Here is a 26,321-nt window from a genome sequence, read left to right as displayed (position 1 = left end):
TGTAAAATTAGTAAAACCAAGGACTGACAGAACTTTTTTCCTTTTAATAAATGTTTAATTCTCCTATAAGAAAAACACTTTTGGTTTTATTACTTGACATCTGACCTAAAAGCCTATATTATTAGACTATTGAAATTTGAAAAAAATAGGTAAATATATGGCGAAAGCAAGTGAAAAACAAACAACTACAAAAAAGAAAACGAGCAGTAAGAAAACTGCGAGTAAAAAGAAAACAAAAATTGTTAAAGGCAAAAATCTCGTAATTGTTGAGTCACCTGCTAAAGCAAAAACAATTGAAAAATATTTAGGGCGAAACTACAAAGTTGTGGCATCTGTTGGGCATATACGTGATTTGAAAAAATCAACAATGTCCGTAGACATTGACAATGATTATGAACCACAATATATTAATATACGTGGAAAAGCACCGCTGATCAATTCTCTTAAAAAAGAGGCTAAAGCAGCAAAAGCTGTTTACTTAGCAAGTGACCCGGACCGAGAAGGAGAAGCCATTGCTTGGCACTTGGCACATATTTTAGGTCTTCCTTTGGAAGATAAAAATCGGGTTGTTTTTAACGAAATTACTAAAGATGCTGTTAAAAATGCATTTAAAGAACCACGTAGTATTGATGTTGATTTGGTAGATGCACAACAAGCACGTCGTATTTTAGACCGTTTAGTTGGGTATTCAATCAGTCCAATTCTTTGGAAAAAAGTTAAAAAAGGATTATCAGCTGGTCGTGTCCAGTCTATCGCCCTCAAACTCATTGTTGATCGAGAAAACGAAATTAATGCTTTTATCCCTCAAGAATATTGGTCAATTGATGGCGAATTTAAAAAAGGAGCTAAAAAGTTTAAAGCTGCTTTCTGGGGTGTTGATGGTAAGAAACGTGCACTAAATAACAATGATGATGTGATGGAAGTTATGTCTCGGTTGTCTGGTCCAGATTTCGATGTCGATAAAGTAGAGAAAAAAGAACGTCGTAGAAATTCACCACTTCCATATACAACAAGCTCAATGCAACAAGATGCGGCCAATAAAATTAATTTCCGTACACGGAAAACCATGATGGTTGCCCAACAACTATATGAGGGGCTCACATTGGGTGCACAAGGCCACCAAGGGCTGATTACCTATATGCGTACCGATTCAACACGTATCTCTCCAGTGGCGCAAGGCGTAGCTGCAGACTTCATTACAGAGCGTTTTGGTGCTAAGTATAGCAAGCATTCGTCAAAAGTTTCTAATAAAGCCGGAGCTCAAGATGCCCATGAAGCAATCCGTCCCACTAATGTCCTTAATACCCCTGAAGCAATTGCAAAATATTTAGACAAAGATCAGTTAAAACTTTACACTTTAATTTGGAATCGCTTTGTGGCAAGCCAAATGACAGCTGCTATTTTTGATACGATGAAAGTAAACCTTTCACAAAATGGTGTAATTTTCATTGCCAATGGCTCACAAGTTAAATTTGATGGTTATTTAGCTATCTATAACGACTCTGAGAAAAACAACATGCTTCCTGATATGGCAGCTGGAGATATTGTTAAGAAAGCAAATCTCAAACCTGAACAGCACTTTACTCAGCCGCCTGCCCGTTACAGTGAAGCAACTTTGATTAAAGTCCTGGAAGAAAATGGAGTTGGCCGTCCATCAACATATGCACCAACTCTTGAAACAATCCAAAAACGTTATTATGCCCGTTTAGTGGCCAAACGTTTTGAACCAACTGAACTAGGCGAAATTGTAAATAAACTTGTGGTTGAATTTTTCCCGAACATTGTAAATACTGAATTTACAGCTGAAATGGAAAAAGATCTGGATAAGGTAGAAGAAGGACAGCGCCGCTGGGTTGATGTCGTTGATCAATTTTATAAACCTTTTGCCGTCGAACTTGAAAAAGCCGAAGTTGAAATGGAAAAAATCGTCATTAAAGACGAACCAGCTGGTTTTGATTGTGACGTTTGTGGACATCCAATGGTAATTAAGTTGGGACGATATGGCAAATTCTATGCATGTAGTAATTTCCCTGAATGTCACAATACCAAAGCCATTGTAAAAGAAATTGGCGTAACCTGTCCAAGTTGCCACAAAGGGCAAATCATTGAACGTAAGACAAAGAAAAATCGTCTTTTCTATGGTTGTGACAGATACCCTGATTGCGAATTTACAAGCTGGGATAAACCTGTTGGCCGTTCTTGTCCAAAATGTGAGCACTATTTGGTAGAAAAGAAAGTACGTGGCGGTGGCAAACAAGTAGTATGTAGTAATGAAACTTGTGACTACAAAGAGGAAAAACAAAAATGAAGTTATTTTACATAATTAATTTTATGTTAAATATAGAAAGTTAAAATGAATAAAACACATATAAACGTTATTGGCGCAGGTCTTGCGGGTTCTGAAGCTGCTTACCAAATTGCAAAACGCGGCATTCCAGTAAAACTTTACGAAATGCGTGGCGTTAAAGCTACGCCTCAGCATAAAACAGACAAATTTGCCGAGTTGGTTTGTTCAAATTCTTTTCGTGGAGCAGCAATCACAAATGCTGTGGGACTACTGAAGGAGGAAATGCGTCGTTTGGATTCTGTCATGATGCAAGCTGCCGAAAAAACACAAGTACCAGCTGGCGGAGCTTTAGCAGTTGACCGTGAAGAGTTTTCAGCTTTTATTACTCAAGCTGTTTCAGAAAACCCTTTGATTGAGGTAATCCGCGGTGAAATTACAGATTTACCTAACTTAGACGAAGAAATTACAATTATTGCAACGGGTCCCTTAACAAGTGATGCTTTAGCTGCAAAAATTCATGAATTTAATGGTGGGGATGGCTTTTATTTCTATGATGCTGCAGCTCCGATTATTGATGCGAATACAATAGATTACGATAAAGTCTATAAAAAATCTCGTTACGATAAAGGAGAAGCCGACTATATCAATTGTCCAATGACAAAGGAAGAATTCAATAATTTCCAACAAGCTTTAATTACTGCTGAAGAGGCTCCACTCAATTCATTTGAAGATCTAAAAGTTTTCGAAGGTTGCATGCCAATCGAGGAAATGGCTAAACGTGGTTATAAAACAATGTTATTTGGTCCAATGAAACCTGTTGGATTAGAATATCCTGATACATATACAGGTCCACGTGATGGTGATTTTAAAACGCCTTATGCCGTTGTACAGTTGCGCCAGGATAATGCTTCGGCATCTTTGTATAATATCGTAGGTTTCCAAACTCACCTTAAGTGGGGGGAGCAAAAACGTGTTTTCCAAATGATACCTGGATTAGAAAATGCTGAGTTTGTACGTTATGGTGTAATGCATCGAAATTCATACATGGATTCTCCTAACCTACTCAAGCAAACTTTCCAATCAAGAAAACAAGAAAATCTTTTCTTTGCCGGTCAAATGACTGGTGTAGAAGGTTACGTTGAATCAGCAGCAAGTGGTTTGGTTGCCGGAATAAACGCTGCTCGTCTTTTTAAGGGTGAAGAAGAAATCATATTCCCGCAAACAACAGCTATTGGTGCTCTCCCATATTACATCACACATACAGACAGTAAACATTTCCAACCTATGAATGTGACTTTTGGTATTGTCAAAGAACTTGAAGGTCCGCGTATCCGTGATAAAAAGGAACGTTATACGAAGGTTGCTGAGCGAGCATTAGAAGACTTAAGCCAAATCATTGAAAAAATGTAATAATAAAAACCTCTATTAATTTAGAGGTTTTTATTATCGAGTGCATTTTACATAAAATTAATTATGTAAAATGTTATATATTTATGCTTAAAATATCATCTAAGGCGATTCTCCGCACCAAGTTCTCTTCTTTAATATAAAGTAAATCATAGTCAATACCAAAAATTTTACCTTGAGAAGTAGTTTCTTGCGAATTTTGCAAAAAGCGTATGCTAACGGATTTTTGTCTGCTCCAAGCATATTTCAATTCATAAATAATTTCTTGTTGTGACATTTTTAGAGTAGTATTATTCATTCGATTCTTTCCACTTATAGTTTTTATCTTAAATTAATAGTCTACTTAAATTTTACCAGTCTTGCTTATAGTTCGTCAAGTGCATTTTTCTGTTCTTGACTAATAATATGGGTGTAGAGGTCTGTAACTTGTGTTGAAGAATGTCCGAGCTGATGACTTACCAGAACTTGAGAATTGGTTTGTGCGTAAAGGCGAGTCGCTAAGGTGTGACGAAGTTTATGTGGTGTTATTCTTACTTTAAAAGCTTGCGAGTACTTAGAGACTAACTTTTCAATGCTTGATCCATCAATCCGAGAAGCTTGCCCTCGGTAAATAGACAAGAAGAAGGCTTTATTACTTTTTTCTGGTTTATAACGCTGTTCACGAATCTCTAAGTAGTTGAGTAGATAAAGCTCAGCAAATTTTGCGATATTAACGGCATCCCTTTTGCCCCCTTTACGTGTAACTTCCACAACTAGAGTCTTCATATTCAAATCAGCTATATTGATATTAACAGCTTCAGACAGACGTACGCCAGAAGCCAACATCAGCGCAATAATCGCTAAATCACGTTCTTTATTTTTATTAAAAGAAGAGAGCGCTCGATTAGACAAACTTTTTTCGTATTCATTATCAATAAAATCCAGAAAACCTTGTGTTTCATCGCCTAAAAACAGTTTTCCTTTAATATTCTCAGCCCTGGAAGCCAAAGTTTCTCTATTTTTTTGAATCTGCACTTTTTTCATAACATTACGGTAAAAGTATGGCTCGCCATTTACGCCTTCAGCTTGCTCCGTAAGATATTTAAAAAGGCTGGAAAGTGCAGCTAAAGTACGTTTTACTGAGTTTTGTGTTAGTCCAGACTTATTATTTTGACGTGGTTTTTCACGTAAGTAGAGGATATAACCTTCAATGTCAGAACGTGCTAGATTTTCTAATGTATCTAAATCTATACCAGAAATATTTTTTGCTTTGCTGACATCACTATCAATAAGCCAATTAAAAAATCTCTCGTATTCTAAAAGATATTGATAGAGCGTAGTCAAGCTATAAGGAATACTAAGCTTTGATTGATAGTATTCCAAAACGAAGTCGGGCATACGTTTTTTTATGCGGTCAATATTTGCAAGTAGAAGTTCACGTTTCATAGTTTTTTAAGTATACCATAAATTTATAAAACTTTCAAGAATATTATAGTTTTTCGGAAAGATGTTATAGGATATCCCAAGATCTCTTTAAACTATATACTCAGCAAGCTTAATAAATTCTTTCTATTTATTTATTTTTTCGAATATAATTATATCATAACTTCTATAAATAAATAGGTTTGAACTTGACTGTTGAGCCATTTAAAGTAAATTTATGTTAAAATTTACTAGGCTATATAAAAGATAAAAATGAAAGGAATAAAATCAAACTGAAAGATAAAATATATAAACAAATATCAATAACAGGTTAAAATACATCCAAATATAAAAAACTCCGTATTTCTGTGCCGCTGGCATGTACGGCTTAGATTATCTTCACTTTATCTATCCTTTTTTAGATATCTTTCCGAAAAACTTGCGTTATAAATCTAATTTTTTGGTATGTCGAATTATAAATGGTTTAGAGCATCTTTTAAATCTGTGTTAATAATGTGAGTATATAGATCTGTTGCCTTATTTGTAGAGAGTGACAAGTTGTTGGCTCGCAAGTACTTGGGACTTTGTTTTTGAATACAACCTTGTAGCCAATATATGTCGTAGTGTATGAGGCGATACTTTAACCTTAAAGGATTCAGGGTACTTTGTTACTAAGCAATAGACCGCTGCTTCGGTTTTTCGAGTTTTTCATTCGCCTACTTTGGTAGATTTTCCAACTCATGAACTTCTATATCTGTGATTTTAATGGCTTTATTTTTTCTTTGTGTTTATTGATTTTTCATTTCTCCTTTAATTATATGTTAAGTTATTCACTAAGACTTTTCAATTTCCAGTTGAATATATTTTTTACATGTACATGAAAATACAAAAAGGCTATCCGTGGATAGTCTTTTTTGTTTAATTTTTTTAATATTATTGAGTATACATCTAAGGAAGATTTATTTTAAGTACCTACACAAGGCTTTTTCTCATTGCTTGTAATTTAATAACTTTTGGACGTAACAATCATAGATTTGATTGTTTTACGATCTTGCATGTCTTGATAAGCTTGATTGACATTCTCTAAATCATAAGTTTGAGTAAATACGCGACCAGGATTAATATTTCCATCCAGGACTTCTTTTAGCAAGAAGTGTTTATCATATGTCGTTACAGATGCTGAACCTCCGGCAATTGAAATATTTTGTGCAAATGTCGAACCAAGCGGACGGTTATTATAGTGAGGTACACCAACAAAACCAACGCGTCCCCCATTGTGAAGAACTCCAAGTGCTTGGTCTATTGCTGATTCAGTTCCAACACATTCAAGAGCAGCATCCGCACCGCCACCTAAAATTTCACGAACTTTTGCAATTCCTTCTTCTCCACGTTCAGCAATAACATCTGTTGCACCTAACTCCAAGGCTAATTTTTGACGATCTGCATGACGACTCATCAAAATAATTTGAGAAGCGCCCCGCATTTTAGCGGCTATAACTGCACACTGACCAACAGCACCATCCCCAATAACTACGACTTTGTCTCCTCTTTTTACATTGGCGCATCTCGCAGCATGGTAACCTGTAGGCATAACATCTGCCAGAGTAAGTAAGGACTTTAACATACCTTCAGTATAATCGGAGGGTTGTCCTGGAATTTTTATTAATGCCCAATTTGCATAGTGGAAACGAATATATTCTGATTGAAAACCATTTGACCAGTTTGAACCTCCAAGGTGTCGATCACATGTCCCATCGAATCCTGAACGACATGCATCACATTCACCACATCCATGTGTAAAGGGAGCAATTACAAAGTCACCAGGTTTCACTGTGGTAATAGCAGATCCGATTTCTTGGACAATCCCAATAGCCTCGTGTCCTGTATTTTCAGAGTGGGCTTCCTTGTTGTCTCCATGGGCATACGACCATAAATCTGATCCACAAACACAGGCACGGACAACTTTGATAATAACATCATCTTCTGCTTGTAATTTTGGTTTTTCCACATCTTGAACTGTTACCAAACCTGCTTTTTCAAAAATTGTTGTTTTCATTTTCTATTCTCCTTACAAATTTTCATACTCATCTGTTACTTTTCCTAACCAAGTAGTAGTCCCCTTGCTAATTGCAATATGACTAAACCAAGAGGTTTTTGTTGCACCGTGCCAGTGTTTGACACCGTCTGAAATGCTTACGACATCTCCTTTAGTAAGTTTTCGAGCAGGCTTTTCATCTTCTTGGTACCAGCCCTCTCCATCTGTGACAAGAAGGATTTGGAAACCATTGCTATGCGTGTGCCAATCATTTCTAGTTCCTGGCTCAAACGTAACATTATTAACTGAAATATCTCCTTGACTTGCTAAAAGTTTTAAATGAGAATCTCCAATAAAAAATTTTGCATAGTCAATGTTTAATTCACCTTTACCAAATAATGGATTATAATCTGTCATTATTCTATCTCCTCTCTTATTGTAAGATTTATTATATACCCTAGAGTGTACTTTAGGTCAAATAATAAGTAAAATTATTTTATTTCAAACTTCTTTTATAAAAATAATTAGAAAATTGTTATGATATAATTTAGTATGTAAAGAAAGTTAACGTATGATATTTACGATATTATTGTACAAAACACTTTCTCACTAAAAGAGGTAGAAAACATGTATACAATTGGTGAAGTTTCAAAAATGTTTGATATTCCTATATCAACGTTACGGTATTATGATAAAGAAGGATTATTTCCAAAGATTGAGCGAAAATCGGGTATTCGTCAATTTTCTGAAGACGAAATTGAAGCTCTCCGGGTTTTTGAATGCCTGAAAAAATCTGGTCTAAAAATTAGAGATATTAAAAAATTCATTGACTGGACGGAGCTTGGTAACGAAACTCTCGAGGAAAGAAAAAAACTCTTTAATGACCAAAAACAACAGATTGAGGAAGAAATTAATCATCTGAATAAGACACTTGATATGTTAAAGTTCAAATGTTGGTATTACGATGAAGCTTTGAGTACTGGCGATGAACAAGCTGTAAAAAGAAAAATTCCTGAGGACTTACCTCAAGAAATAAAGGACAGCTATATAAATTCACATTCTTAACTTGAGATAAAACCCATAGAGAAGAGTAGTCTCTATGGGTTTTATAAATTTTCTTTTATCATTTATGCCTTGGAGGATAATAATCTAACCAAAAAAGTTTTTTTATTTATTATTTTTTATTATTAAGCAATAACTTCAAACACACTTTATATTTTTTAACTCTAATTACTTTCCTTCATCCCTAGTTTTTATAGTAAAAAGACCTTATCTTTACAAGCATTAAGTGTTTCTTCATCCCATAAAGAAACTTGTACTTCACCGATATGTACTTTGCTCAGTAATAACATACACATACGGCTTTGTCCAATACCCCCACCAATGGTTAATGGTAATTCATTATTGAGTATTTGCTGATGAAAAGGATATGCTAAACGATCGTTGGCATTGGCCTTTTCTAATTGTGTAAGTAAAGCTTTATCATCTACACGAATGCCCATACTCGATAATTCCATTGCGCATCCTAAAGGTTCATGCCAGAAAAGTAAGTCACCATTTAAAGACCAATCATCATAGTCTGGTGCCCGCTGATCATGTGGTTCACCGTGGCTTAAGATATCACCAATTTGTAAGATAAAGGTAGTCGGATGTTCTTTAACGTAAACATTTTCTCTTTCTTTTGCTGTTAATTTGGGATAAAGATCTATTAATTCTTGACTTGTAATAAAGGAAACATTTGTATTTATGACTGTTTCTACTTTTGGATATTTGGTATGTAAACGACTTGATGTTTCTGCGATAGCATTCACTAAATTTTGAACGGTTTCTTTTAGGTAATCAAGGCTTCGTTGTTCTCTTGAAATCACTCGCTCCCAGTCCCATTGGTCTACATAAATTGAATGAAGATTATCTAACTCTTCGTCACGTCTAATGGCATTCATATCTGCGTAAAGCCCGTTGCCAACATGAAAATCATATTGTTTTAAAGCGGCTCTTTTCCATTTAGCTAAGGAATGTACGATTTCTCCATTATAATTTAAAACTGGTACATCAAATTTTACAGGCCGTTCGTTTCCACTTAAGTTATCATTTAAACCCGAATGATCATCAACAAAAAGTGGGGCTGATACTCTTTTTAGTTTTAAACTTCCTGTTAGCGCTTCTTCAAAACAACGTTTAATAAATCCAATAGCTGTTTGAGTATCATAAACATCCAGTATTGATTTGTAGTCTTTTGGGATAAAGGTTTTTTCCATAATTTCAAGAACTCCTATTTTTTAATTTTATTGAATATTATACCATAATATAAAAATTAGTATAAATATATATAATATATTTATACACAAAAAATATCTTCTAAAGAAAGACTCTAGTCATGCCAGAAATTGAAATACGGAACTTCATGTGTTAGGATTAGCTTAGTAAAGTATTAAGGAGCATAGTTAATTGAAAGTTATAGATATTGATTTAAAAGATAGATCTGAAGATTTAGTAGAAAAGTTATTGGTGATTTGGGAAAGTTCTGTAAAAGAAACACACCTCTTCCTTTCAGATAATGAAATAAGTGATATTAAAAAGTATGTGCCTCAAGCCCTAAAGGAAATCCCTCGTTTAATTCTCTTAAAAAATGATAAAGATATGCCAGTTGGTTTTATGGGTATTGTCGATCATCATCTAGAGATGCTTTTTATTGCATCTGGTGAAAGAGGTAAAGGCTTTGGCAAGAAACTCCTCGAATATGGAATCACTAAATACTCCATTAATGATCTTGCTGTGAATGAACAAAATCCACGCGCAAGAGGGTTTTATGAATATATGGGCTTTGAAGTCTATAAGAGAACGGAGTTCGATGAGCAAGGAAATCCCTATCCACTGTTATACATGAAGCGAGATTAGTCTAAAAAAAGCTAATAAATTGAGTTATTCACTAGCTTTTTTATTTTGATATTCATCGAAAGTGATAAATTTTTTCTATGCTATATTTCTAAAGAGACGATGTGAAATAAATTTTTCTAGCTCTACTACGACGAAAACTGTTAGTCCAGCAAAGGATGCATAAAGAAGATTATGAATCCCGATGTTTGTCGTACCTAAAGCGTTACTAATTGTTGGGATATAGACAATAGCAAGTTGTAGCACCAATAAAATAAACAATGATAGCCACAACACACGATTTTTAAACATGTTTTGGTCGATAGAGAACTTGGATATACTTCGACAATTTATCATGTAAAACACTTGTCCGAAAACGAGGGTCATTAAAAGAGTAGTTTGGGCTACAGGTGTTGCTGCACCCATAGATATAACAATATTATTGACTAAAAAGCCCAAAGCAGCTAAGAGTATAGAAACATAGAACATTCTAAAGATAGCATAACGACTTAAAATATTTTCATTTGGATCGCGAGGAGGTTTGTCCATGACATCAGAGGCTTCTTTTTCGAAACCTAATGCAAAAGAAAGTGTAATTGTTGTGACCATATTTAACCACAGAATTTGGATTGACGTCAATGGTAATGGACGATCAATTAATATGGATACCACAACTAACAAACCTTGAGCAAATGCTGTTGGTAAAGAAAAGTAAATTGTATTTTTTAAATTATCATAGACACGTCTTCCTTCGCGTACTGCATCTGAAATGGTAGCAAAATTATCATCTGCCAAAACCATATCTGCAGCATCTTTTGTAACTTGTGTTCCTTTTTGCCCCATTGCGATACCAATGTCTGCTTTTTTAAGAGCTGGAGCATCATTCACACCATCTCCTGTCATACCAACAATTTTCCCATGCGCTTTTATAGCACTTACTAATCGCAATTTATGTTCTGGCGTAGTTCTCGCAAAAACATCATTTTTAAGTACAACTTCGGATAGCTCTTGGTCTGTCATCGTTTCGATGTCTTTACCAGTAATGGCTCTGTCCGTATTTTTCAGACCAATTTCTTTCGCTATTGCGACAGCTGTATCTTTATGGTCTCCGGTAATCATCTTAACGGAAATACCAGCACGGTGGCTCTTTTTAATTGCTTCTATTGCAGATGGTTTTGGTGGGTCAATGATACCATACATTCCAACAAGAACCATATTCTCTTTCAAATCTTCATGTGTAATTGTTTTTTGATTCGAAGAAACTTCTTTCATAGCCGTAGCGAGTATACGTTGGCCTTTTTTGGCTTGATTCGATATCATTTTATCCCATAGTTCGGGGTCAATTTTTTCTGTTGTGTTATCGCCAAATTGATAATCTACCATTCCAAGTAAAACATCTGGTGCTCCTTTTAAGTAAATAAAGCGTTGATTATCTACATCAACTAGAGTCGCCATATATTTGTATGAGGAATCAAACGGAATTTTATACAGCACCTTTTCATCTTGGGTAGTTTCCATATGAGAAGCCCACTCTAGTAAGGCTGCTTCAGTCGGATTACCAATCACAGTCCTTTGCCCATTATGGTAATCGATTTTTGTATCATTACAATAAATAGCAGTTTCAACCAACTTCTTGAGTTGGTAATCTTCATTAAAGATATTAAGGTCATCTTTCCATTGTTCCGTTTGATTTTTTTCAAATATCTTTTTCTTAGTCAAGACTGTCAAAACTGACATTTCATTTTTAGTCAGGGTACCAGTTTTATCGGAACAGATAATTTCCATACTTCCCAATGTCTCAACTGCTGGCATTTTTTTAATGATGGCTTTCTTTGCAGACATGCGCGTGACACCCAGAGATAAAATAATTGAAAGGACTGCTGGCAATCCTTCAGGAACTGAGGACACTGCCAGTGAAATAATCCAGGAAGTTGCTTCTTCAAACGTGAAATCCCGGTGAAAGAAACTGAAAGCAACTAATGAAACGATGAGTATTAAAAGAATAAAAAATATTTGTTTATTCAAATATTTCATCTTTTTAATCAAAGGCGTTTCTGTCACACCAACCTCTTTCAGGTGGACACTAATTTTCCCTATCTCTGTGTTGTCACCTGTTTCAACAACAACCGCTTTACCACTTCCGCTGTTCACTAAAGAACCTGAATAGCCCATATTGACACGGTCTGCTAAGTCTACTTCCGTTGACATGGAATCAGCATTTTTCTGTACAGGGGTTGATTCCCCTGTTAGCATCGCTTCATCTACAACTAAATTATACGCTTCTAAAATTCTTACGTCAGCAGGAATAATATCTCCTGAGTTCAGTAAAACAATGTCACCTTTTACTAAAGAATCGGTCGAAACAACTTTTTTCTCACCGCTAATGACGATTGTCGCCTCTGTTCCCATTAAACTCGTCAGGCCGTCTAAGGAGTTGCTTGCTTTTGACTCTTGGATATAACCAATCAATGCATTTATAACCACAACGATTAAAATGATAAACATATCGATATAGTCTTGACTAACTCCTTTAAGTAGTGCAGCTACGAGCAATACATAAATCAATAAATCATTGAAGTGTTTGAAAAACTTTTTTAATTTTCCCTCAGTTTTTTCTCCAGATAATAAGTTAAAACCATTTTCTGATAATCTTTTTTTGCGCTCCTCTTCTGCTAATCCAACATCCTCTTCTACTTGGAGCTTCTTTAATATATCTACTTTTGATAATTGAAACCAGTTCATTATAATTCCCCCATAATTCTTTTAGTTTTTATTAAAATACTTATCTTTTTTAAGAGTACTTATTACTAGTTTATCATGCAAACTATTTAAAACATAATAAAATAATATTCTCTGTATTATTTTATTGAAAAATATACCATTTTGACTTTTATTTTTAGTCTTAAAATTTTTATCTTTTATGCAAAAATTCAACAAACTTGCATCAGATATATCTTTCTGTTATTATTAGAATGAACGTTCTACTATTTATAGAAAGGAGAATATTTTGCCTAGAGCCAAAGAGTTTGACTACGATGTGATTTTAGATAGAGCAACAGATATTTTCTTGGAAAAAGGTTATGAACATACTTCTGTTCAAGATTTAGTTGATCATCTAGGTATCCATCGAAGAAGTATTTATGATACTTACGGTGATAAACGCCAACTTTATCTCAAAATCTTAAATAAGTATGATCAAGATATGAGTCAAAATTATGTTTTGATTACTGCTAAAAGTATTAGTATTCGAGAAAAGTTTGAAGCAATTTTTAAGGACTCAGCATTTCCAAAAGAAGAATGTCGTAAAGGTTGTCTTTTTGTAAATTCGGCAATTGAGCTCGCCTTACGTGATGGTGATATTGCTGATCAAGTTCAACATTTTTTCGAAAAGACAAAAAGTTTTTTTGTGCTTTTGCTAAATCAAGCGAAGGAAAAAGGTGAATTAGCTGCTGATACTGATACACGTATTTTAGCAAGCTATTTAAACAATGCTTTAATTGGCATTCGGGTACTTGTACGCTCAGCGACGAGCCGGACAGAGCTTGAAAATATTATTAAAACAACACTATCAATTCTATAAAATATAAAAATATTCTGAGTGATTCGGAGTATTAATATTTTTAGTTTTATGAGAACAAGCGTTCTAAAAAAGGAGACAAAAATGAATCAAGAACAATTAAGAAATATGATATTAAAGGCACACACTAATCGTTTTGCAACAAAAAAATTCGATAGAAGTAAAAAAATTGCTGTGCAAGATTGGGCAACAATCCTTGAGGCTGCGCGTCTATCTCCAAGTTCATTTGGCTATGAACCTTGGAAATTTCTCGTCATCGAGAACAAAGAAATACGGGAAGACCTGAAAAGCCGGGCTTGGGGAGCAGTAAATAGCCTAGATGGAGCAGATAAATTTATTATCGCTCTAGCTAAAAAAGGGGTTTCTTATGACAGTAGCCATGTCAAACATATTGTTGAAGATGTTTTAGAGCTCCCTTATTCTGAAAACTCACCCCAAAGCCAATTTTTCAAAAAATTTCAGGCAGAAGATTTTAAACTATCTGATGACAAGGCAAAATATGATTGGGCGGTAAAACAAACATATATCCCATTAGCAAATATGATGACTACTGCTTCTTTTCTAGGCATTGATAGTTGTCCTATCGAAGGTTTTAATATCGATGCTGTTGAAAATTATTTATCTGAAAAAGGACTAATTGATTTAGAAGAATTTGGTGTCGCATATATGGCAGGTTTTGGTTATCGAGCAACGGAAATTCCTAATAAAAAGCGTCAAAGTTTGAGTGAGATTGTAGAAACTGTAGAATAATCTTTATATATTACATACGATAAAAAAGAAGGGAGCCTTCTTTTTTATTTTATCCATTATATAAAAGTAAGATGTTAGAATTTCTTCTAACATCTTACTTAAAACACTTTCATTAATATTTCTTTTTCTTATAGCTTCCCTCCTTTACGATTTGATTATATCTTAACCCTCATTTTACAAGTTCAATTGTCCAGAATAGTTTTTCCCCACTTTCTGCTTTTCGTCGGGAACTTTAAGATAAAATTGTATTGAGGGATGAGATCGAGGTAAAACAGTAATTGGATTGCTCGTACCAAAATCTTGCTTAAAGATTTCAATACTGTTGCTCGAGGTCAAAGTTTTTGCTGTTTCTTCATTTTCTCCAAAGCTTAAGCAATCCGTAAAAGTAACTCCGACTCCTTTTACAAGAGGTAAAAGGGTTATGGGGTTTATCTCTTGAATTGGGCTCAATTCTTCTACTGTTAAGGTCCAAGGCGTTAAAATAGCTCTCTCATCAGTAACGATTACATCATCACTAAGCTGACCAGTATAAACAGGATTACCTCCATTCACAAAATGATCACCAAATGAAAGAGTATCTGGTACTGTTAGTAGTAATTTACCTGAATAAGATAACTTAAAAATATAATTATTGACCACTTTATCACCATCATCATTTTTATAATCGCTAGATTCTCCTAGTAAATAGGGCGTCTTGTTAATGAGAGTTGGTAATTGACCAATAATAGCATTATTATTTCCTTCAATCACATTCAAATCTAACTCATCTTTGTTTGGTCCCAGTACTTGAGAAATTTCCCATTTTTCATATCCATTTTCATCTGTAATCATGGCCTGAAGGGCAGATACTGCTGTATCAATATCATTTTTGCTGATAATACTTCCCGTTACTCCTTGCGAGAGAGTAATATTTTTAGGTTGCGGAACTTCATCAGGTGCATCCACCTTGCTCACATCAAAATAAATCATAGATGTTCGAGGTAACGCTTTTAAATAAACCGCAAAATTATTTGCAATTATATTTGGGGCAATAATAAAGTACGGGTGATGATTATTTGCAGCTTCTAAAGCTGTTGTTCCAGCTACCACAGTTTCCGTCGTTACTTGCCCTTTCATATTTATCATTGTAAGTAATGTACCTTCAACTGAATAACTTGTTCCATCTGGACCTATTACATAATCAATGGTATAGCCTGCTGGAATATTAGGTTTTTCGATAGTCAATAAACCATTTGTAACTCCAGATATCTTTTGAGCCGCTGGTAACGGAGCTGCTTTTCCAGGTATAACTGGATTGTCACTTGGAATACCTCCTTCGTCTACACCCGGTGTTCCAGGTGAATACACAAATCCAACTATACTTGTTTGAACGTCTGGTGTAATAATATACACAAACTGACTGTCCTCACCGGTAATAGTTTCTTGACTATAGTCCCAAGACATCCAATCTGATTCAGGATGGATTCCTGTTGCAACTGGCACTAATGTATTTCCTGGTTTCAAAATTGAAGTGACGCTGTAACCAGGTATATCTATAGGATTTATAATCGGAGAAGCTATTGGACTTCCGGTTGTTCCTTGTTGATCTTCTGCTGCAGAAATCTGAGGGAGCTCTGGTGCCATGGGTCCAGGAGTTGTAGGTGTAGTACTAGGTAACCCCGTATTATCATCTACACCAGGTGTACCTTTCCCATATTGATAACTAAAACTTGCTCGATGCGTGTTAGCTTCTAAAACAACATTGAATTCATTATCATTCATGTACAATAAAAGATTGGCTAAACGGGCTAATTCGATTGAAGAGTATACTTTTTTGTCAGGTCCAATAACTTTTGCAATTTTGTAACCCTTAGGTATTTCTAAGGCAGGTTCTGGCACTGCATCTTCCAGATAGCCTTCAATTGACAAAGCTTTTGGGAGAGCAGCAGCTTTTCCAGGTGTTGTAGGAGTATTTGAAGGTTGTGCGAATACCGTTCCTGAAATATCTGTCAAAGCCTCACTAGTTCCCGGTGTTCCTTGACTATACCACGAAATAAACTTTGCTGATTGTAAGGTTGGAGTATAATAAATATTAAATGTATTATTTGTTGGCGTCTCTAATCCTTCAGGCGTTGTAATGATTTCATCATTATTAAGTACTGTCAGATCCGAAGTAGAGTTATTGTTGCTTGTATCGATGCTATTTCCCGTTGATATTCCTTTAAATGTGAATCCTTCGCTCGTTAAATCTGGTGCGAGGTACTCATAAAAGTCTCGATTGCTATCCGGACTAGCTGATGGAGAATGAAGTGAAACAGTATCACCAACATTTGCGTGAATGACCGCTTGTTCTTTTGTCAAGATTTTTTTGCCTGTAACAGCATTAATATAGTTAACTTTAACATCTTGAGTTGCTTTACTACCAGTTAAGTATGAACTTTGTGCATTAAAGCTAAGGTCAGAATAATTCCCCCCAGTTGCACCAGCCACTCCTATACTCAACATTTGAGAAAGTTGAAGCGAAGAATCAGTTGGATTTCCATAGAGGACAGATGTAGTTGAGCCATTCACATCACCATTTGCATCCACTCCACTTCCGTAAGTTAGTTTTAAATAACCAGAAACCTTGCCTGATGAAGTCACCATCCCTCCATCTGTAGGAATCCACTCAAGTTGTACATAGTCAATTCCTGTACTTTTAGTTGAGCCACTTCCTTTATTAAAAATACCATATTGAGCTGAAACTGCTGATAGAGTATCGGGTTTTAAAAGTGATAAGCCATCGGCACTCGTTTGCCTTATTGTAATCTGACTTGAGCCATTAACTCGACCAAGTAATGGTCCCTCAGTGACTTGTCCCACAGAGCTATCGTAGGCCGGAATGCCAAAATTATAATAAAAGTCCCTTCCTGCAAAGATGGCATTAGGAATACCTAAAATTCCCAATCCTCCTCCTGACTGTCCTTTCGTTATTTCATTAGCATTGACATCTGTCAAGATAAAACCCAAGCTATCACCAGCTGCATATGTATAAGCATTATTAATATTCACACCAAATGATGCAGTTAATTTAACAGGTTTACTAAAGTCCAGAGCATATTTAAAAACACCATAACCAACTTTATCTTTTCCTTGGTTATTTAGCATTAAGGTATAACCATTTGCATCCCACCAAGGACTGCTTGTACCTAAAATACCCCAATTTGTTGTTTCTTTTAATTCTGTAGGAGAGAAATCATGATTCCCTGTATCAATTTTATCTCCAGGATTAACGATTATATTGTTGGTCTCAGCTTTTACAAGAGTTAAAGGGAACAATAATAAAAGTGGAAATAATGCCCTTAATATTAAGTGCTTTAATAGTTTTTTTGCTATCTTTCCCATTATTGCCTCCTATGAATTGGATGAAATTATCTAGCTGCTTCAAGAGTATATTCTAAAGTTGTTGAAAAGCTCCCAACTTTAGCTGAAGGAATAGTTAAAGAAATTGGCCCACTGGTATTATCATTTGTACCATAATCTGCTTGTGTACCAAATACAACGGCATATCCTCCGACAGTACCATCTCCACTCATAATCGGGGTTGCTGAAGTTGCATCAGGATCAAGAATTCCTAAAGAGGAATTGAATGTTGGTACATATATTCCCGTGCTCGACGTATTCATAGCTACTCCACTACTAAATTTTAAGGATGCTCCTTCAAGTGATGTATTGGATGTATTTTTGAATTGTCCTTTTTGTTGAACTGATAGTGTCCAGCCAGTAGTTTCTCCTCGCTGATCATGCGTGACAACACTTAGCGCATTATTTGTTGTTTTGTCTAATGTTGCATAATATGTTCTTTCACCTGATTCAACCATATGACTACCAAAATCAAGATTTGAAGCATAATCTATAGCAAAAGCAGAGTCAATACCAGTACCTGGATTAGGAACGTCAGGATTTGTAATTTCTGGCGCTGTAGTATTTGGAGTAAATGAAACGGATGCATCTGTAGTGTAGTGAGTGTCATCAACTGATAGAGCGGAAGCACTAGTCGCTAAACTTAATGCTGTAAGAGTTGTAATTGCTGTTGCGCAAAATAAGGTTGTTTTTTTCATAAAATTTTCCTTTCTCGAAAAATCGTTAAATATTTTAAAATAAGTAAATATAATGATAATAGAACAAAGATAACGCCAAAAATTTTCACTTGTGTTCTTTCTCCCGTAGCTGGTAAGGTAGCTATTTTTTTATCTATTACTACACTTTCTGCGAAAGATTCAGCTTCTGGTTTTTTATTTGCTGATAAGTCTGGATTGTTGGTAAATCCTATAGTTGCTGTCACTACAGAAGAATCTATTGAATAAGTATCTGCTCTAATAGGTTGCGCCATTGTAAATAAAACCAACAGCAATAATAAATATTTTTTCACTTTATTTTCCTTTCTTATCCTGTTTTTTGTTTTGTAAGGAGTATAATAATGACGAGTGTTAACATTACTATGACTAAAGCCGCTGGAACTAGAAGCCATCCTAAATTATTTTTCTCCATGCTTATATCACTTTCGTTTAATTTTTGAGCTGTATATTCACTGATTTCAAATTCTTTTTCGAAAGACCATTTGTGATTGTATAGTATGGGTTGCTGGTTGACAATTTCCTTAAATTTTCCTTTTTCATCTTTTTCTCCATAGACTGTCATTATTAATTTATATTTCCCTGGTTTTAATAAGGTGCTCAGTTCTCCTCCAGATTTTTTTAAATATGCAGGAACAGCAAGCTCAAAATTTGAATTTGGAGCCATTTTCATCTGACTATTATTATAAGAATAAGAAATTGAGGGATCATCTTTTTTAGATATTTTTATTTGAGTACTCATATCCATTAGATAGGTCATAGCTGTATTTGTTAAATTAATATTAATTGAATTTCGTCTATTCTTTTGTGACGCATATACGCCTTCTAAATTTAAGCAAGGAGCTACATAATTACTTGACTGCTGGATTATGAGTCCAATGACGTATCGATATTCATTCTCAATAGTAATGCCTTTTTTCTCAGATTGCCTTGTTGGAGCTGAATTTGCTTCAGTAAAATTAAATCCTCCAGCCATTACACCATCAAAGATTGCATTTGGCATTTTCACTATAGCTGATATAATTTTTTTCGACTTTGGAGAAATTCTGACAACATTGGGTGTAGTTACATAGTCTTTTAGATTATATTTAAGAGAATTATCGGGTTTTACAACATCTGGTTTATAACCAACAGTACCTGTACTTCCAGTAAATGCTGTACCCAAAGATGTCTTTATTTTGATTTCTCTATTAGAGCTATTGTAGATTTCAAAAGATACATCTCTGACTTCTCCTGGTTGCATTAACAAGTCAAAATAACCAGTGTTTTTACTCGTATCACTCTTTGTTATGATTGGATTGACTGAAAAATTGGCCTTATCAGCATAAACTTTATTATTTTGTATAATCACATAGAGACTAAACATGCTAACTAGACAGGCAACCAAAAATTTTATTTTTTTCATTTGTAGTTCAATCCTCCTTCTTTTAATTTTCTAACGTCTTCTTATAAACCCAACCTGAGCTTTGTATAATCTGCCAGTTCTTGCTCACCTGTTTTTTCAAATATTTTTAAAATTGTATTAATCCTCTTCAAGCCTTTTTCTCTATCTATGAATTTATATATATAAAAACCTATAACGAGTTCTCTATGATGTGTGAGAGAGACATCATACTCTAAATGATAAGGTTCACAGGTATCAAAAAAAAAGTCTCGCATATTCTTGATAACCCCTTTTTGTAAAAATAAATATTGCTCTATATCCAATTTGCGAGAGACGATGACGGTATTTAAAGCTCCTATATCCAGGTGTATTGACAGAAAATAAATCTAGCATTAATTTTTTTATATCTTTTACAGATAAATCATCCATTGTAAAGTAAAAAAATGAAAGTTCAAAATATCCCCAATACTCAATTTCAGTTAATGTATCCACAATTTCATTTATATCTTCTGTTTCTAAGACACCCAACCGGCCTTTAACTGCTAATGAGAGTAAATAATCACCATGCGTTTTTGCTTGAATATAGAGGCGTTCTAGAACATCAGTCTTTTGAGCAATGTCTGCTTTTTCAATTTCAAATAAAAACTCATCATAATAATCCATTGTGAAATCGTTTATAAGTTGCTCAAACTCTTCAAGTGTAATACCCATTTCTTGAAGCGCTCGAGTAGCTCTGTCAAGCCCAATCATCGTTTCTCCTCTTTCAAACTTGGCAAGCGCTGATTTAGAGATACCCACATTCTCAAAATAAGAGAGAGGATATCTTCTTTGATTTCTTATTTTTTTAAATATTCTCCCATATTTTTTGTAAATCATTTCCCATCCCCTTTATTTCATGATAACAGAAATATATAAAGGAATTTTTTTTGTGTCTTTTATGACACGAAGAGCACAAACGAAAAAGATAGTGACTTAAACACTATCTTTCTATTTAATATATTTATCATATCTGTGCTGATAATATTCTGCTATCTTATGACTATTAAGCTTGTTAAAAATCCAGATTGCTTCATTCATAAGTTCTTCTCCTTTTGATTGATTTTCAAAAGTATAAATATAATAGCCTTCAATAATATTTCTAATATTTGTCAAAAGCAAGCTATGTTCATATTTTTCTAGTCTTGTATTTCCTAAAATTATATGTGCTAATTCTTGATTTTTGGTATAACACATGCGGGCTACAGCTCTATAAGAAACTTGTAGAAACCTTTCACGATAACCTTGTATATCAAGAAAGGTATGCCCGTGTAGAAGAAAGGGATGAAGTAATTTCAATATTTCCCGCGTTTTCAAACAATCCATTGTAAAATAAAAAATAGATAATTCAAAATAACCCCACGATTCTGTTTCAAATAAGTGATTGATAATAAGTTCTTCTTCTTCTTCCGTCAGTCCCATAAATAATGCTTTGGCTGATAAAGAGGTCAAAGTGTAACCTCTTATCTTAGTATCTTGATAGATTTCCTCCAATTTTGTACTATCTTGTGTAAAATCAGCCACTTCTATTTCTTTTAATTTTTCTTCAATATAACTAAGTGAAAAATCATTAATAAAATGCTCAAACTCTGTTAAAGTGAAATCCATTTCTTGTAAGGCATTTACTACTCTATCAAATTTCATCATAGTTTCTCCACGTTCAAATTTAGCTAAAGAAGATTTAGAAATACCAATTTTTTCAAAATGAGAAAGAGGTAATGATCTTTTTTTCTCTCAGTTCTTTAAAAATTTTTCCGTATCTATTGTTTATTTTACGATTCATATAATATTTCACCACTCTTTATCATTGTTTTTCTAATTGTAACATATTAAAAAGACTAGTTAATACTAGTCTTTTTACAGATTTCTATTTTCTATTCTTTCTAAATTTTCTTGCCCAGAAGATTGCCAATACCATTAAAATTAAACCAAGCCCAGTGACAATAGCAGCTGTCTTGTTAAACTCTCCTGCTTTTGGTAAGACTTTTTTCTGTGGTTCCACCTTTTCAATCAAGTTCTTGTTTCCATCATCTTTAGAAGATGATTTTTTTTCTTCAAGATAGATATTTTTAAACTGTGGTTTTTGTTTGTAACTTATAGATGCAACAAGTTTTCCTTTTTGGTCTACTACTTCAACATGAATCTTATAGGATTTAGTATCGTAGGTAATTTGAGGATCTACTCCAGCCTTTTCACGAATCGTGTAATCGTAGCTTCCTGTTTTTGTATAAGCTAGCTTATCAAATCGAATTTGTCCTAAAGCATCATTTTTGGCCGTTTGAATAACTTGATTTGAAGCATTGACTAATTCAAACGTGAATTCCTGATCTGTCAGTTTCTTTCCGACAAGTTCTTTGGTTGCTTGCAAATGAATTTCTGTACCAAGTGGTTGATAACTGTTTTTAAACTGTATCGCTGCATCTCCTGTAGCTGTAGCAACAAGGATCCCTGCTTCTTCCTTGATGCTAACAGTAACTTTATAATTGGCAGCATCATAGTCAATGGTCTTATCCAAACTACCCTTCTCTCTCACTGTATAATCATAATCTCCCGTACTTGTGTAAGTGATTGGTGAAAATACTATTTTGCCTGAAGCATCATTGTGTACGGTTTGAATAACTTTTCCTGCACTGTCTAGCAACTCGAAAGTAAACTCACCCGCTAAAAGAGAACGTCCGCTCAATAGTTTTTCAGCTTGGATTTGGTAACGAGTACTTTTTACTGTATCCGGCTTAACAGCAAGCTTTGGTGTGCCAATAGTATCGTAACGTTTTTGATTATGAGGGTCTGTATAATAGAGCTTTGCGCCTGTATCTTCATCGTCAATTCCTCGTTCAGGATCCAAAATATCCATGGCTTTATCGCTTGTATCTGCATTTGTTGGGTAGTAAGTATCCTGTGAAACCTGACGATATTCTTCTTTTAATACCAGCGGAATATTTACAGATGGATAGCCATCTGGACTATAATCATAAAGATCGCCTAATTCCCAGACAATCGTCTATTCTTCACCTTTGTCCTCATAGTTTCCTTCAATCGTGACACCTTGAGGCAGAGTGGCATTTTCTGGGACATAATAATATTGACTCACTTTATCTCTAAGAACAGAATCACGCCCACCTGGGAAGAGCGTAGAATTAAGCAGCAAATCAGTCAAGTACGTTTTTCCTGCACCAACATTATCAGCTGGAACCTCAAAATAATTTTGTGGGTCGTTTGCCATTGTTTTTAAGATAGCACTGTTAGCCATATAATCTACTGTCAGCATTTCTGCGCCCATTCCAGCAACTTCATAGGTTGTTCCCTCAATGAGTTTTAGATAATTTTGGTCGATATCGTGACGTTGATATGTCCCTGTTGGTGCACCTTCTACTTCTACAGGTTCATCACTTGTAATAGCTGCGGACATTGCTAGAATTCTACCATCTGTTTGCCCAAAAGATACAATGGGACCGCCACCTGACCAGCCAGCTCGCATTGTTGCAGTACTTTGTGGAACACCATCTGATAAGAAAACAACCATCGCACCTTTTGTTGCCTTAGCTTCATCACTGCGTGATTGAAGGAGGTTATATGCCATACTCAATCCGTATTGATAGTCTGTTTGTGGCGTTGTAAACAGACGAGGAAGCATATCATCAATAGCTGCTCTATTTTCAGCAATATTATCCTTCCAACCTACAGTAGAATTATAGTTGCCACCGATTGAGCCGTCTGCTTCAATGGTGGTTCCCGTACTTGGGCCAAAGTAGCCATGTTCATTATTTTTTAAAACAAGATTATCTCTAAAATTTTTCATTCGTTGTGAATTATAATTTAAATGGGTAACCATCGATGAACCTCGAATTGAAAATGGTGCCAGAGCCACTCTGTTTTCAGGATGTTCTTGGAGTAACTTATCGGTCACTTCCGAAATAGCTTCTTTTGATAGCATCCATCGGTCATAGCAACCTTCATCTTCATCGCCATGTACCCAAACACCAGGTTGTGTTTTTCCAGCTACTTTAGCTGCAGCATCCCAATGACTGATACGTACAAATTTTTCACCTTCCTTCTTGAAATGGTAAGGAATATACTTGGCTGTACTTTGAGTAAATTGCTCAAAAAGATGAACCGGTGTAGTCCCAATCACTTCCCATTTATCAACATCCGCGTTATAAACTGTGAGGGTGTTATCACTATTCTCATAAACTTTTGATTTATCTGCACTTGCTTCGGGTTCCTGTCCTTCATGAAGTGGTTCAAGGTAGAAATGTTCCTGGTTTAAGCAAGAGCTGGAGAATAAAGGATATCCTTCATAACCTGTCGCATTAGCATTATCGGTATAAGTCATGTCCATGCTACCTGAGCGGTCTAAAACAAAAACGACATCCATCGGCCCAGAGAGACTTGAACCGTTCACTTTTAAAAGTAAGTTAGCTTCATAAGCTTCTTGATCTGTCCACCATGCCACTTTTTGATCTGTTTTCTTATCAACTCTATCCGCACTTACTCGACTCAAGGTATTTTTTAATCGCATCCCGGAGATAATTAATACCGAAAGTACTATCGCCAACACAAGCCCTTTCAATACTTGTCTTAAAGTTTTCATATTTCTACTCCTTTTTATTTTGAATTAATGAACTTTTTTAGAAAAAATCAAAAATAGATGTCACTTTGTTTGCAACATTTCGTTTCCCTCCTTTTTCTTTAGTTTAAAAAAGATTAAACATTAAAGTAAAATGATAATTACTTTAAATTTTTTCTCTTTCTCCTAATTTAATAATACAAAGATAGAGGGATAAGTCCAAATGTTTTTAATATTAGATTGAGTAGACGATTTTTAACTCCATAGAATAAAATAGAGTAAATTAAGCATTTTCTGTCATAAATAATGAGAACATGTCCAAGAAATCGGACAAACAAAAAACGACAATTGAATATTGTCGTTTTTTAATTTATTTTTTATCTATTAAGAGAAACTTCCTTATCTCCATTGGCCCATTCTGTGCTAAGAAATTGAGCATTGTCGATCTTATATTCTGTTTTAGTCGGATGTTTCATAAATTCTTCGATTTTTTTATCTAAAGCCACCCAACCACGATTATTCAAGTGGATAGTGTCCCCAATATAGTACTTTTCGTTGAATTTATTTGTCATGTCATAAATGTGATGGAAACCTTGGCTGTTAAGTTGATATTTAATTTTTGCGCTAAACTCCTGTAACATGTCATAAGAGAGCCCTGTATACTGGTACCATGCTCCATTTACAGGTGGAATAACGAACTGCACATCATTATTATTTTTTGCAAATTGATTTAAAAGCTGTTGAAAATCAAGATATTCCGGACTTCTCAGGTAACTCACTTCCTTCATCACACCTTTACGTTCTTTAAAGACCTTTTGAAGATTTCTTGACCACACATGGTCAACAATTTGAAATTCATTATTTGCTGAATTTGCAGCTCCTCGTTCGTATGCTGCTTGATCCAGTTTTTCGAAATCTTTTGTGTTTGGTAATTGTTTACTGATTCGCTCTATCTTTTCGTATGAATTTTCTTGCCTACCGCTGAGCTTTGATAAGCCCGTAAAAAGAGAATCTTGTTTCGTCAAGAACTGATTTGCAAGTTTAATTGAAATCTGGTTTATACTGTCGATTTTTTTACCATTTGCTAGAGCTTTTAGTGCATGAGTAACAACAATATCCTCAGGAAAATCTTTAAAATTCAAGAGGCGTTGAGCGAGTTTTTGTATCGCGACATCTTTTGGTGAGGCAGATTGTAACCACGCATATATTTCACCTTTAGAAACAAATTGACTTAACTCAGGTGTACCAATACCTTTACGTGTAAACCATTGTGGACTGATGATAAAAACAATCTTACGGTTATGCAATTGCTTTTCAACAGAATTCAGATAGAAAAAGTGTGTTAAGGATTGGGTTCCGGGTTGACCTGCTAGAAAAGGCGTAAAACCTTTATTATTTTTCATAAAGAAACTACTTGGATGAAAAGGATCAATATGTTCCAGCTCAGAAGAGCCTAAAATTGGCAGATAATGCGGATTAGAGAATGCTTGTGATTTAATCGCATAGCTTACAAAGCCTGTCCGATTCTTAGGATCAGTCGCAAACTCATCAAGTTCATGCTTATTAAACTTAGGGAAAACCGTGAGAGGAGAAAAGATGAGTATCGCTAGCAAAGTAAGGGCCACAACTAAAGGTGCGAGTTCTTGAAGTACCTTATCTTTCTTCATCCATCTTTTCCTTGATACGATCGGCAATTTTATTTGCTGTATTCCAGTCGTCACGATCCATTTCAGAAGGTGGTAAACTTAAACTAAAGGCATTTTCAAGCTCAACAATAAGCATAATGGCTCTCATAGAGTCAAGAATGCCTTCTTCAAAAAGATCCATATCTAAATCTTCACGAAACTCATCTGTGCCAGCAACTTCTTCAATGATATTTAATACTTCATTTTTCATATTTATTCTTCTT

The 26,321-nt window shown here is 34.8% G+C and carries 22 protein-coding genes and 1 pseudogene; 6 read left to right on the top strand and 17 right to left on the bottom strand.

Annotation, left to right across the window (positions count from 1 at the left end):
- The first annotated feature begins 157 nt into the window (after nucleotides 1-157).
- Nucleotides 158-2,308: a type I DNA topoisomerase gene (gene topA, locus J0J35_RS03465; RefSeq protein ID WP_061413090.1), complete on the top strand. Its 2,151-nt coding sequence runs from the start codon at nucleotides 158-160 to the stop codon at nucleotides 2,306-2,308.
- Nucleotides 2,309-2,353: 45 nt separating this feature from the next.
- Entirely contained in the window at nucleotides 2,354-3,697 is a 1,344-nt protein-coding gene (gene trmFO, locus J0J35_RS03460) for a methylenetetrahydrofolate--tRNA-(uracil(54)-C(5))-methyltransferase (FADH(2)-oxidizing) TrmFO (RefSeq protein WP_019293951.1), read from the top strand.
- 73 nt (nucleotides 3,698-3,770) lie between these two features.
- On the opposite strand, the gene J0J35_RS03455 is transcribed toward trmFO, so the two are convergent.
- From J0J35_RS03455 to J0J35_RS03440, 5 genes and pseudogenes are all read right to left on the bottom strand, one after another.
- Nucleotides 3,771-3,992 (bottom strand): hypothetical protein, encoded by a 222-nt coding sequence (locus J0J35_RS03455; RefSeq protein WP_019292266.1) that lies wholly within the window; start codon nucleotides 3,990-3,992, stop codon nucleotides 3,771-3,773.
- Between the two features lie 65 nt (nucleotides 3,993-4,057).
- Nucleotides 4,058-5,119, bottom strand: a complete 1,062-nt coding sequence (gene xerS / locus J0J35_RS03450) for a tyrosine recombinase XerS (RefSeq protein ID WP_019293950.1) — start codon at nucleotides 5,117-5,119, stop codon at nucleotides 4,058-4,060.
- Between the two features lie 449 nt (nucleotides 5,120-5,568).
- Nucleotides 5,569-5,770: pseudogene (gene xerS / locus J0J35_RS11780) on the bottom strand (tyrosine recombinase XerS); the annotation flags it as partial.
- Between the two features lie 328 nt (nucleotides 5,771-6,098).
- Nucleotides 6,099-7,151 (bottom strand): zinc-binding dehydrogenase, encoded by a 1,053-nt coding sequence (locus J0J35_RS03445; RefSeq protein ID WP_206917777.1) that lies wholly within the window; start codon nucleotides 7,149-7,151, stop codon nucleotides 6,099-6,101.
- 12 nt (nucleotides 7,152-7,163) lie between these two features.
- Nucleotides 7,164-7,547, bottom strand: coding sequence for a cupin domain-containing protein (locus J0J35_RS03440; RefSeq protein WP_206917773.1), 384 nt, complete (start codon nucleotides 7,545-7,547; stop codon nucleotides 7,164-7,166).
- Between the two features lie 210 nt (nucleotides 7,548-7,757).
- On the opposite strand from J0J35_RS03440, the gene J0J35_RS03435 reads away from it, so the two are divergent.
- Nucleotides 7,758-8,195: a MerR family transcriptional regulator gene (locus tag J0J35_RS03435; RefSeq protein ID WP_019293941.1), complete on the top strand. Its 438-nt coding sequence runs from the start codon at nucleotides 7,758-7,760 to the stop codon at nucleotides 8,193-8,195.
- Between the two features lie 188 nt (nucleotides 8,196-8,383).
- On the opposite strand, the gene asnA is transcribed toward J0J35_RS03435, so the two are convergent.
- Complete coding sequence (asnA, locus tag J0J35_RS03430) at nucleotides 8,384-9,388, bottom strand: aspartate--ammonia ligase (protein ID WP_019292270.1); 1,005 nt, start codon at nucleotides 9,386-9,388, stop codon at nucleotides 8,384-8,386.
- Nucleotides 9,389-9,578: 190 nt separating this feature from the next.
- Between asnA and J0J35_RS03425 the strand changes: the two genes are divergently transcribed.
- The gene (locus J0J35_RS03425) at nucleotides 9,579-10,028 is read left to right on the top strand and encodes a GNAT family N-acetyltransferase (protein ID WP_206917772.1); all 450 of its coding nucleotides are present in this window, start codon (nucleotides 9,579-9,581) and stop codon (nucleotides 10,026-10,028) included.
- 75 nt (nucleotides 10,029-10,103) lie between these two features.
- Here J0J35_RS03425 and J0J35_RS03420 read toward each other — a convergent pair whose 3' ends face one another.
- On the bottom strand, nucleotides 10,104-12,746 hold the full coding sequence (locus J0J35_RS03420) for an HAD-IC family P-type ATPase (protein WP_206917771.1): 2,643 nt from the start codon (nucleotides 12,744-12,746) through the stop codon (nucleotides 10,104-10,106).
- A 265-nt stretch (nucleotides 12,747-13,011) separates the two neighbouring features.
- Here J0J35_RS03420 and J0J35_RS03415 point away from each other — a divergent pair, with 265 nt between their 5' ends.
- Together J0J35_RS03415 and J0J35_RS03410 are read left to right on the top strand one after the other, a co-directional pair.
- Entirely contained in the window at nucleotides 13,012-13,584 is a 573-nt protein-coding gene (locus tag J0J35_RS03415; RefSeq protein ID WP_206917770.1) for a TetR/AcrR family transcriptional regulator, read from the top strand.
- 81 nt (nucleotides 13,585-13,665) lie between these two features.
- Entirely contained in the window at nucleotides 13,666-14,331 is a 666-nt protein-coding gene (locus tag J0J35_RS03410; protein ID WP_019293936.1) for an NAD(P)H-dependent oxidoreductase, read from the top strand.
- A 174-nt stretch (nucleotides 14,332-14,505) separates the two neighbouring features.
- Here the strand turns inward: J0J35_RS03410 and J0J35_RS03405 are convergent, their stop codons facing one another.
- The 10 genes from J0J35_RS03405 to dltC all read right to left on the bottom strand — a co-directional run bounded on the left by J0J35_RS03405 (nucleotide 14,506) and on the right by dltC (nucleotide 26,308).
- Nucleotides 14,506-17,694 carry a hypothetical protein gene (locus tag J0J35_RS03405; RefSeq protein WP_242534073.1) on the bottom strand — a complete coding sequence of 1,063 codons (3,189 nt, stop codon included), beginning with the start codon at nucleotides 17,692-17,694 and terminating at the stop codon, nucleotides 14,506-14,508.
- Nucleotides 17,695-17,720: 26 nt separating this feature from the next.
- Nucleotides 17,721-18,410, bottom strand: a complete 690-nt coding sequence (locus tag J0J35_RS03400) for a WxL domain-containing protein (RefSeq protein ID WP_019293934.1) — start codon at nucleotides 18,408-18,410, stop codon at nucleotides 17,721-17,723.
- Entirely contained in the window at nucleotides 18,407-18,721 is a 315-nt protein-coding gene (locus J0J35_RS03395; protein WP_019293933.1) for a hypothetical protein, read from the bottom strand. Before J0J35_RS03395 ends, J0J35_RS03400 begins: the two co-directional genes overlap by 4 nt.
- Nucleotides 18,722-18,735: 14 nt before the next feature.
- Entirely contained in the window at nucleotides 18,736-19,830 is a 1,095-nt protein-coding gene (locus J0J35_RS03390; protein ID WP_046401195.1) for a DUF916 and DUF3324 domain-containing protein, read from the bottom strand.
- 234 nt (nucleotides 19,831-20,064) lie between these two features.
- Nucleotides 20,065-20,685: an Rgg/GadR/MutR family transcriptional regulator gene (locus J0J35_RS03385; RefSeq protein ID WP_206917769.1), complete on the bottom strand. Its 621-nt coding sequence runs from the start codon at nucleotides 20,683-20,685 to the stop codon at nucleotides 20,065-20,067.
- A 111-nt stretch (nucleotides 20,686-20,796) separates the two neighbouring features.
- A complete protein-coding gene (locus J0J35_RS03380) occupies nucleotides 20,797-21,492 on the bottom strand; it encodes a hypothetical protein (protein ID WP_206917768.1) in 696 nt (231 codons plus the stop codon).
- Nucleotides 21,493-21,712: 220 nt separating this feature from the next.
- Nucleotides 21,713-22,699, bottom strand: coding sequence for a Spy0128 family protein (locus J0J35_RS11585; RefSeq protein ID WP_242534072.1), 987 nt, complete (start codon nucleotides 22,697-22,699; stop codon nucleotides 21,713-21,715).
- 147 nt (nucleotides 22,700-22,846) lie between these two features.
- Complete coding sequence (locus tag J0J35_RS11580; protein WP_242534070.1) at nucleotides 22,847-24,436, bottom strand: hypothetical protein; 1,590 nt, start codon at nucleotides 24,434-24,436, stop codon at nucleotides 22,847-22,849.
- 353 nt (nucleotides 24,437-24,789) lie between these two features.
- Entirely contained in the window at nucleotides 24,790-26,079 is a 1,290-nt protein-coding gene (gene dltD / locus J0J35_RS03370; RefSeq protein ID WP_206917767.1) for a D-alanyl-lipoteichoic acid biosynthesis protein DltD, read from the bottom strand.
- The gene (gene dltC / locus J0J35_RS03365; RefSeq protein WP_004257293.1) at nucleotides 26,066-26,308 is read right to left on the bottom strand and encodes a D-alanine--poly(phosphoribitol) ligase subunit DltC; all 243 of its coding nucleotides are present in this window, start codon (nucleotides 26,306-26,308) and stop codon (nucleotides 26,066-26,068) included. The genes dltD and dltC overlap by 14 nt, the downstream gene beginning before the upstream one ends.
- Between the last annotated feature and the right edge of the window lie 13 nt (nucleotides 26,309-26,321).

The organism is Lactococcus sp. LG606 (assembly GCF_017309645.1).
In the GTDB taxonomy this organism is placed as follows: Bacteria; Bacillota; Bacilli; order Lactobacillales; family Streptococcaceae; genus Lactococcus; species Lactococcus petauri.
This window is presented reverse-complemented; position numbering and strand designations above follow the sequence as displayed.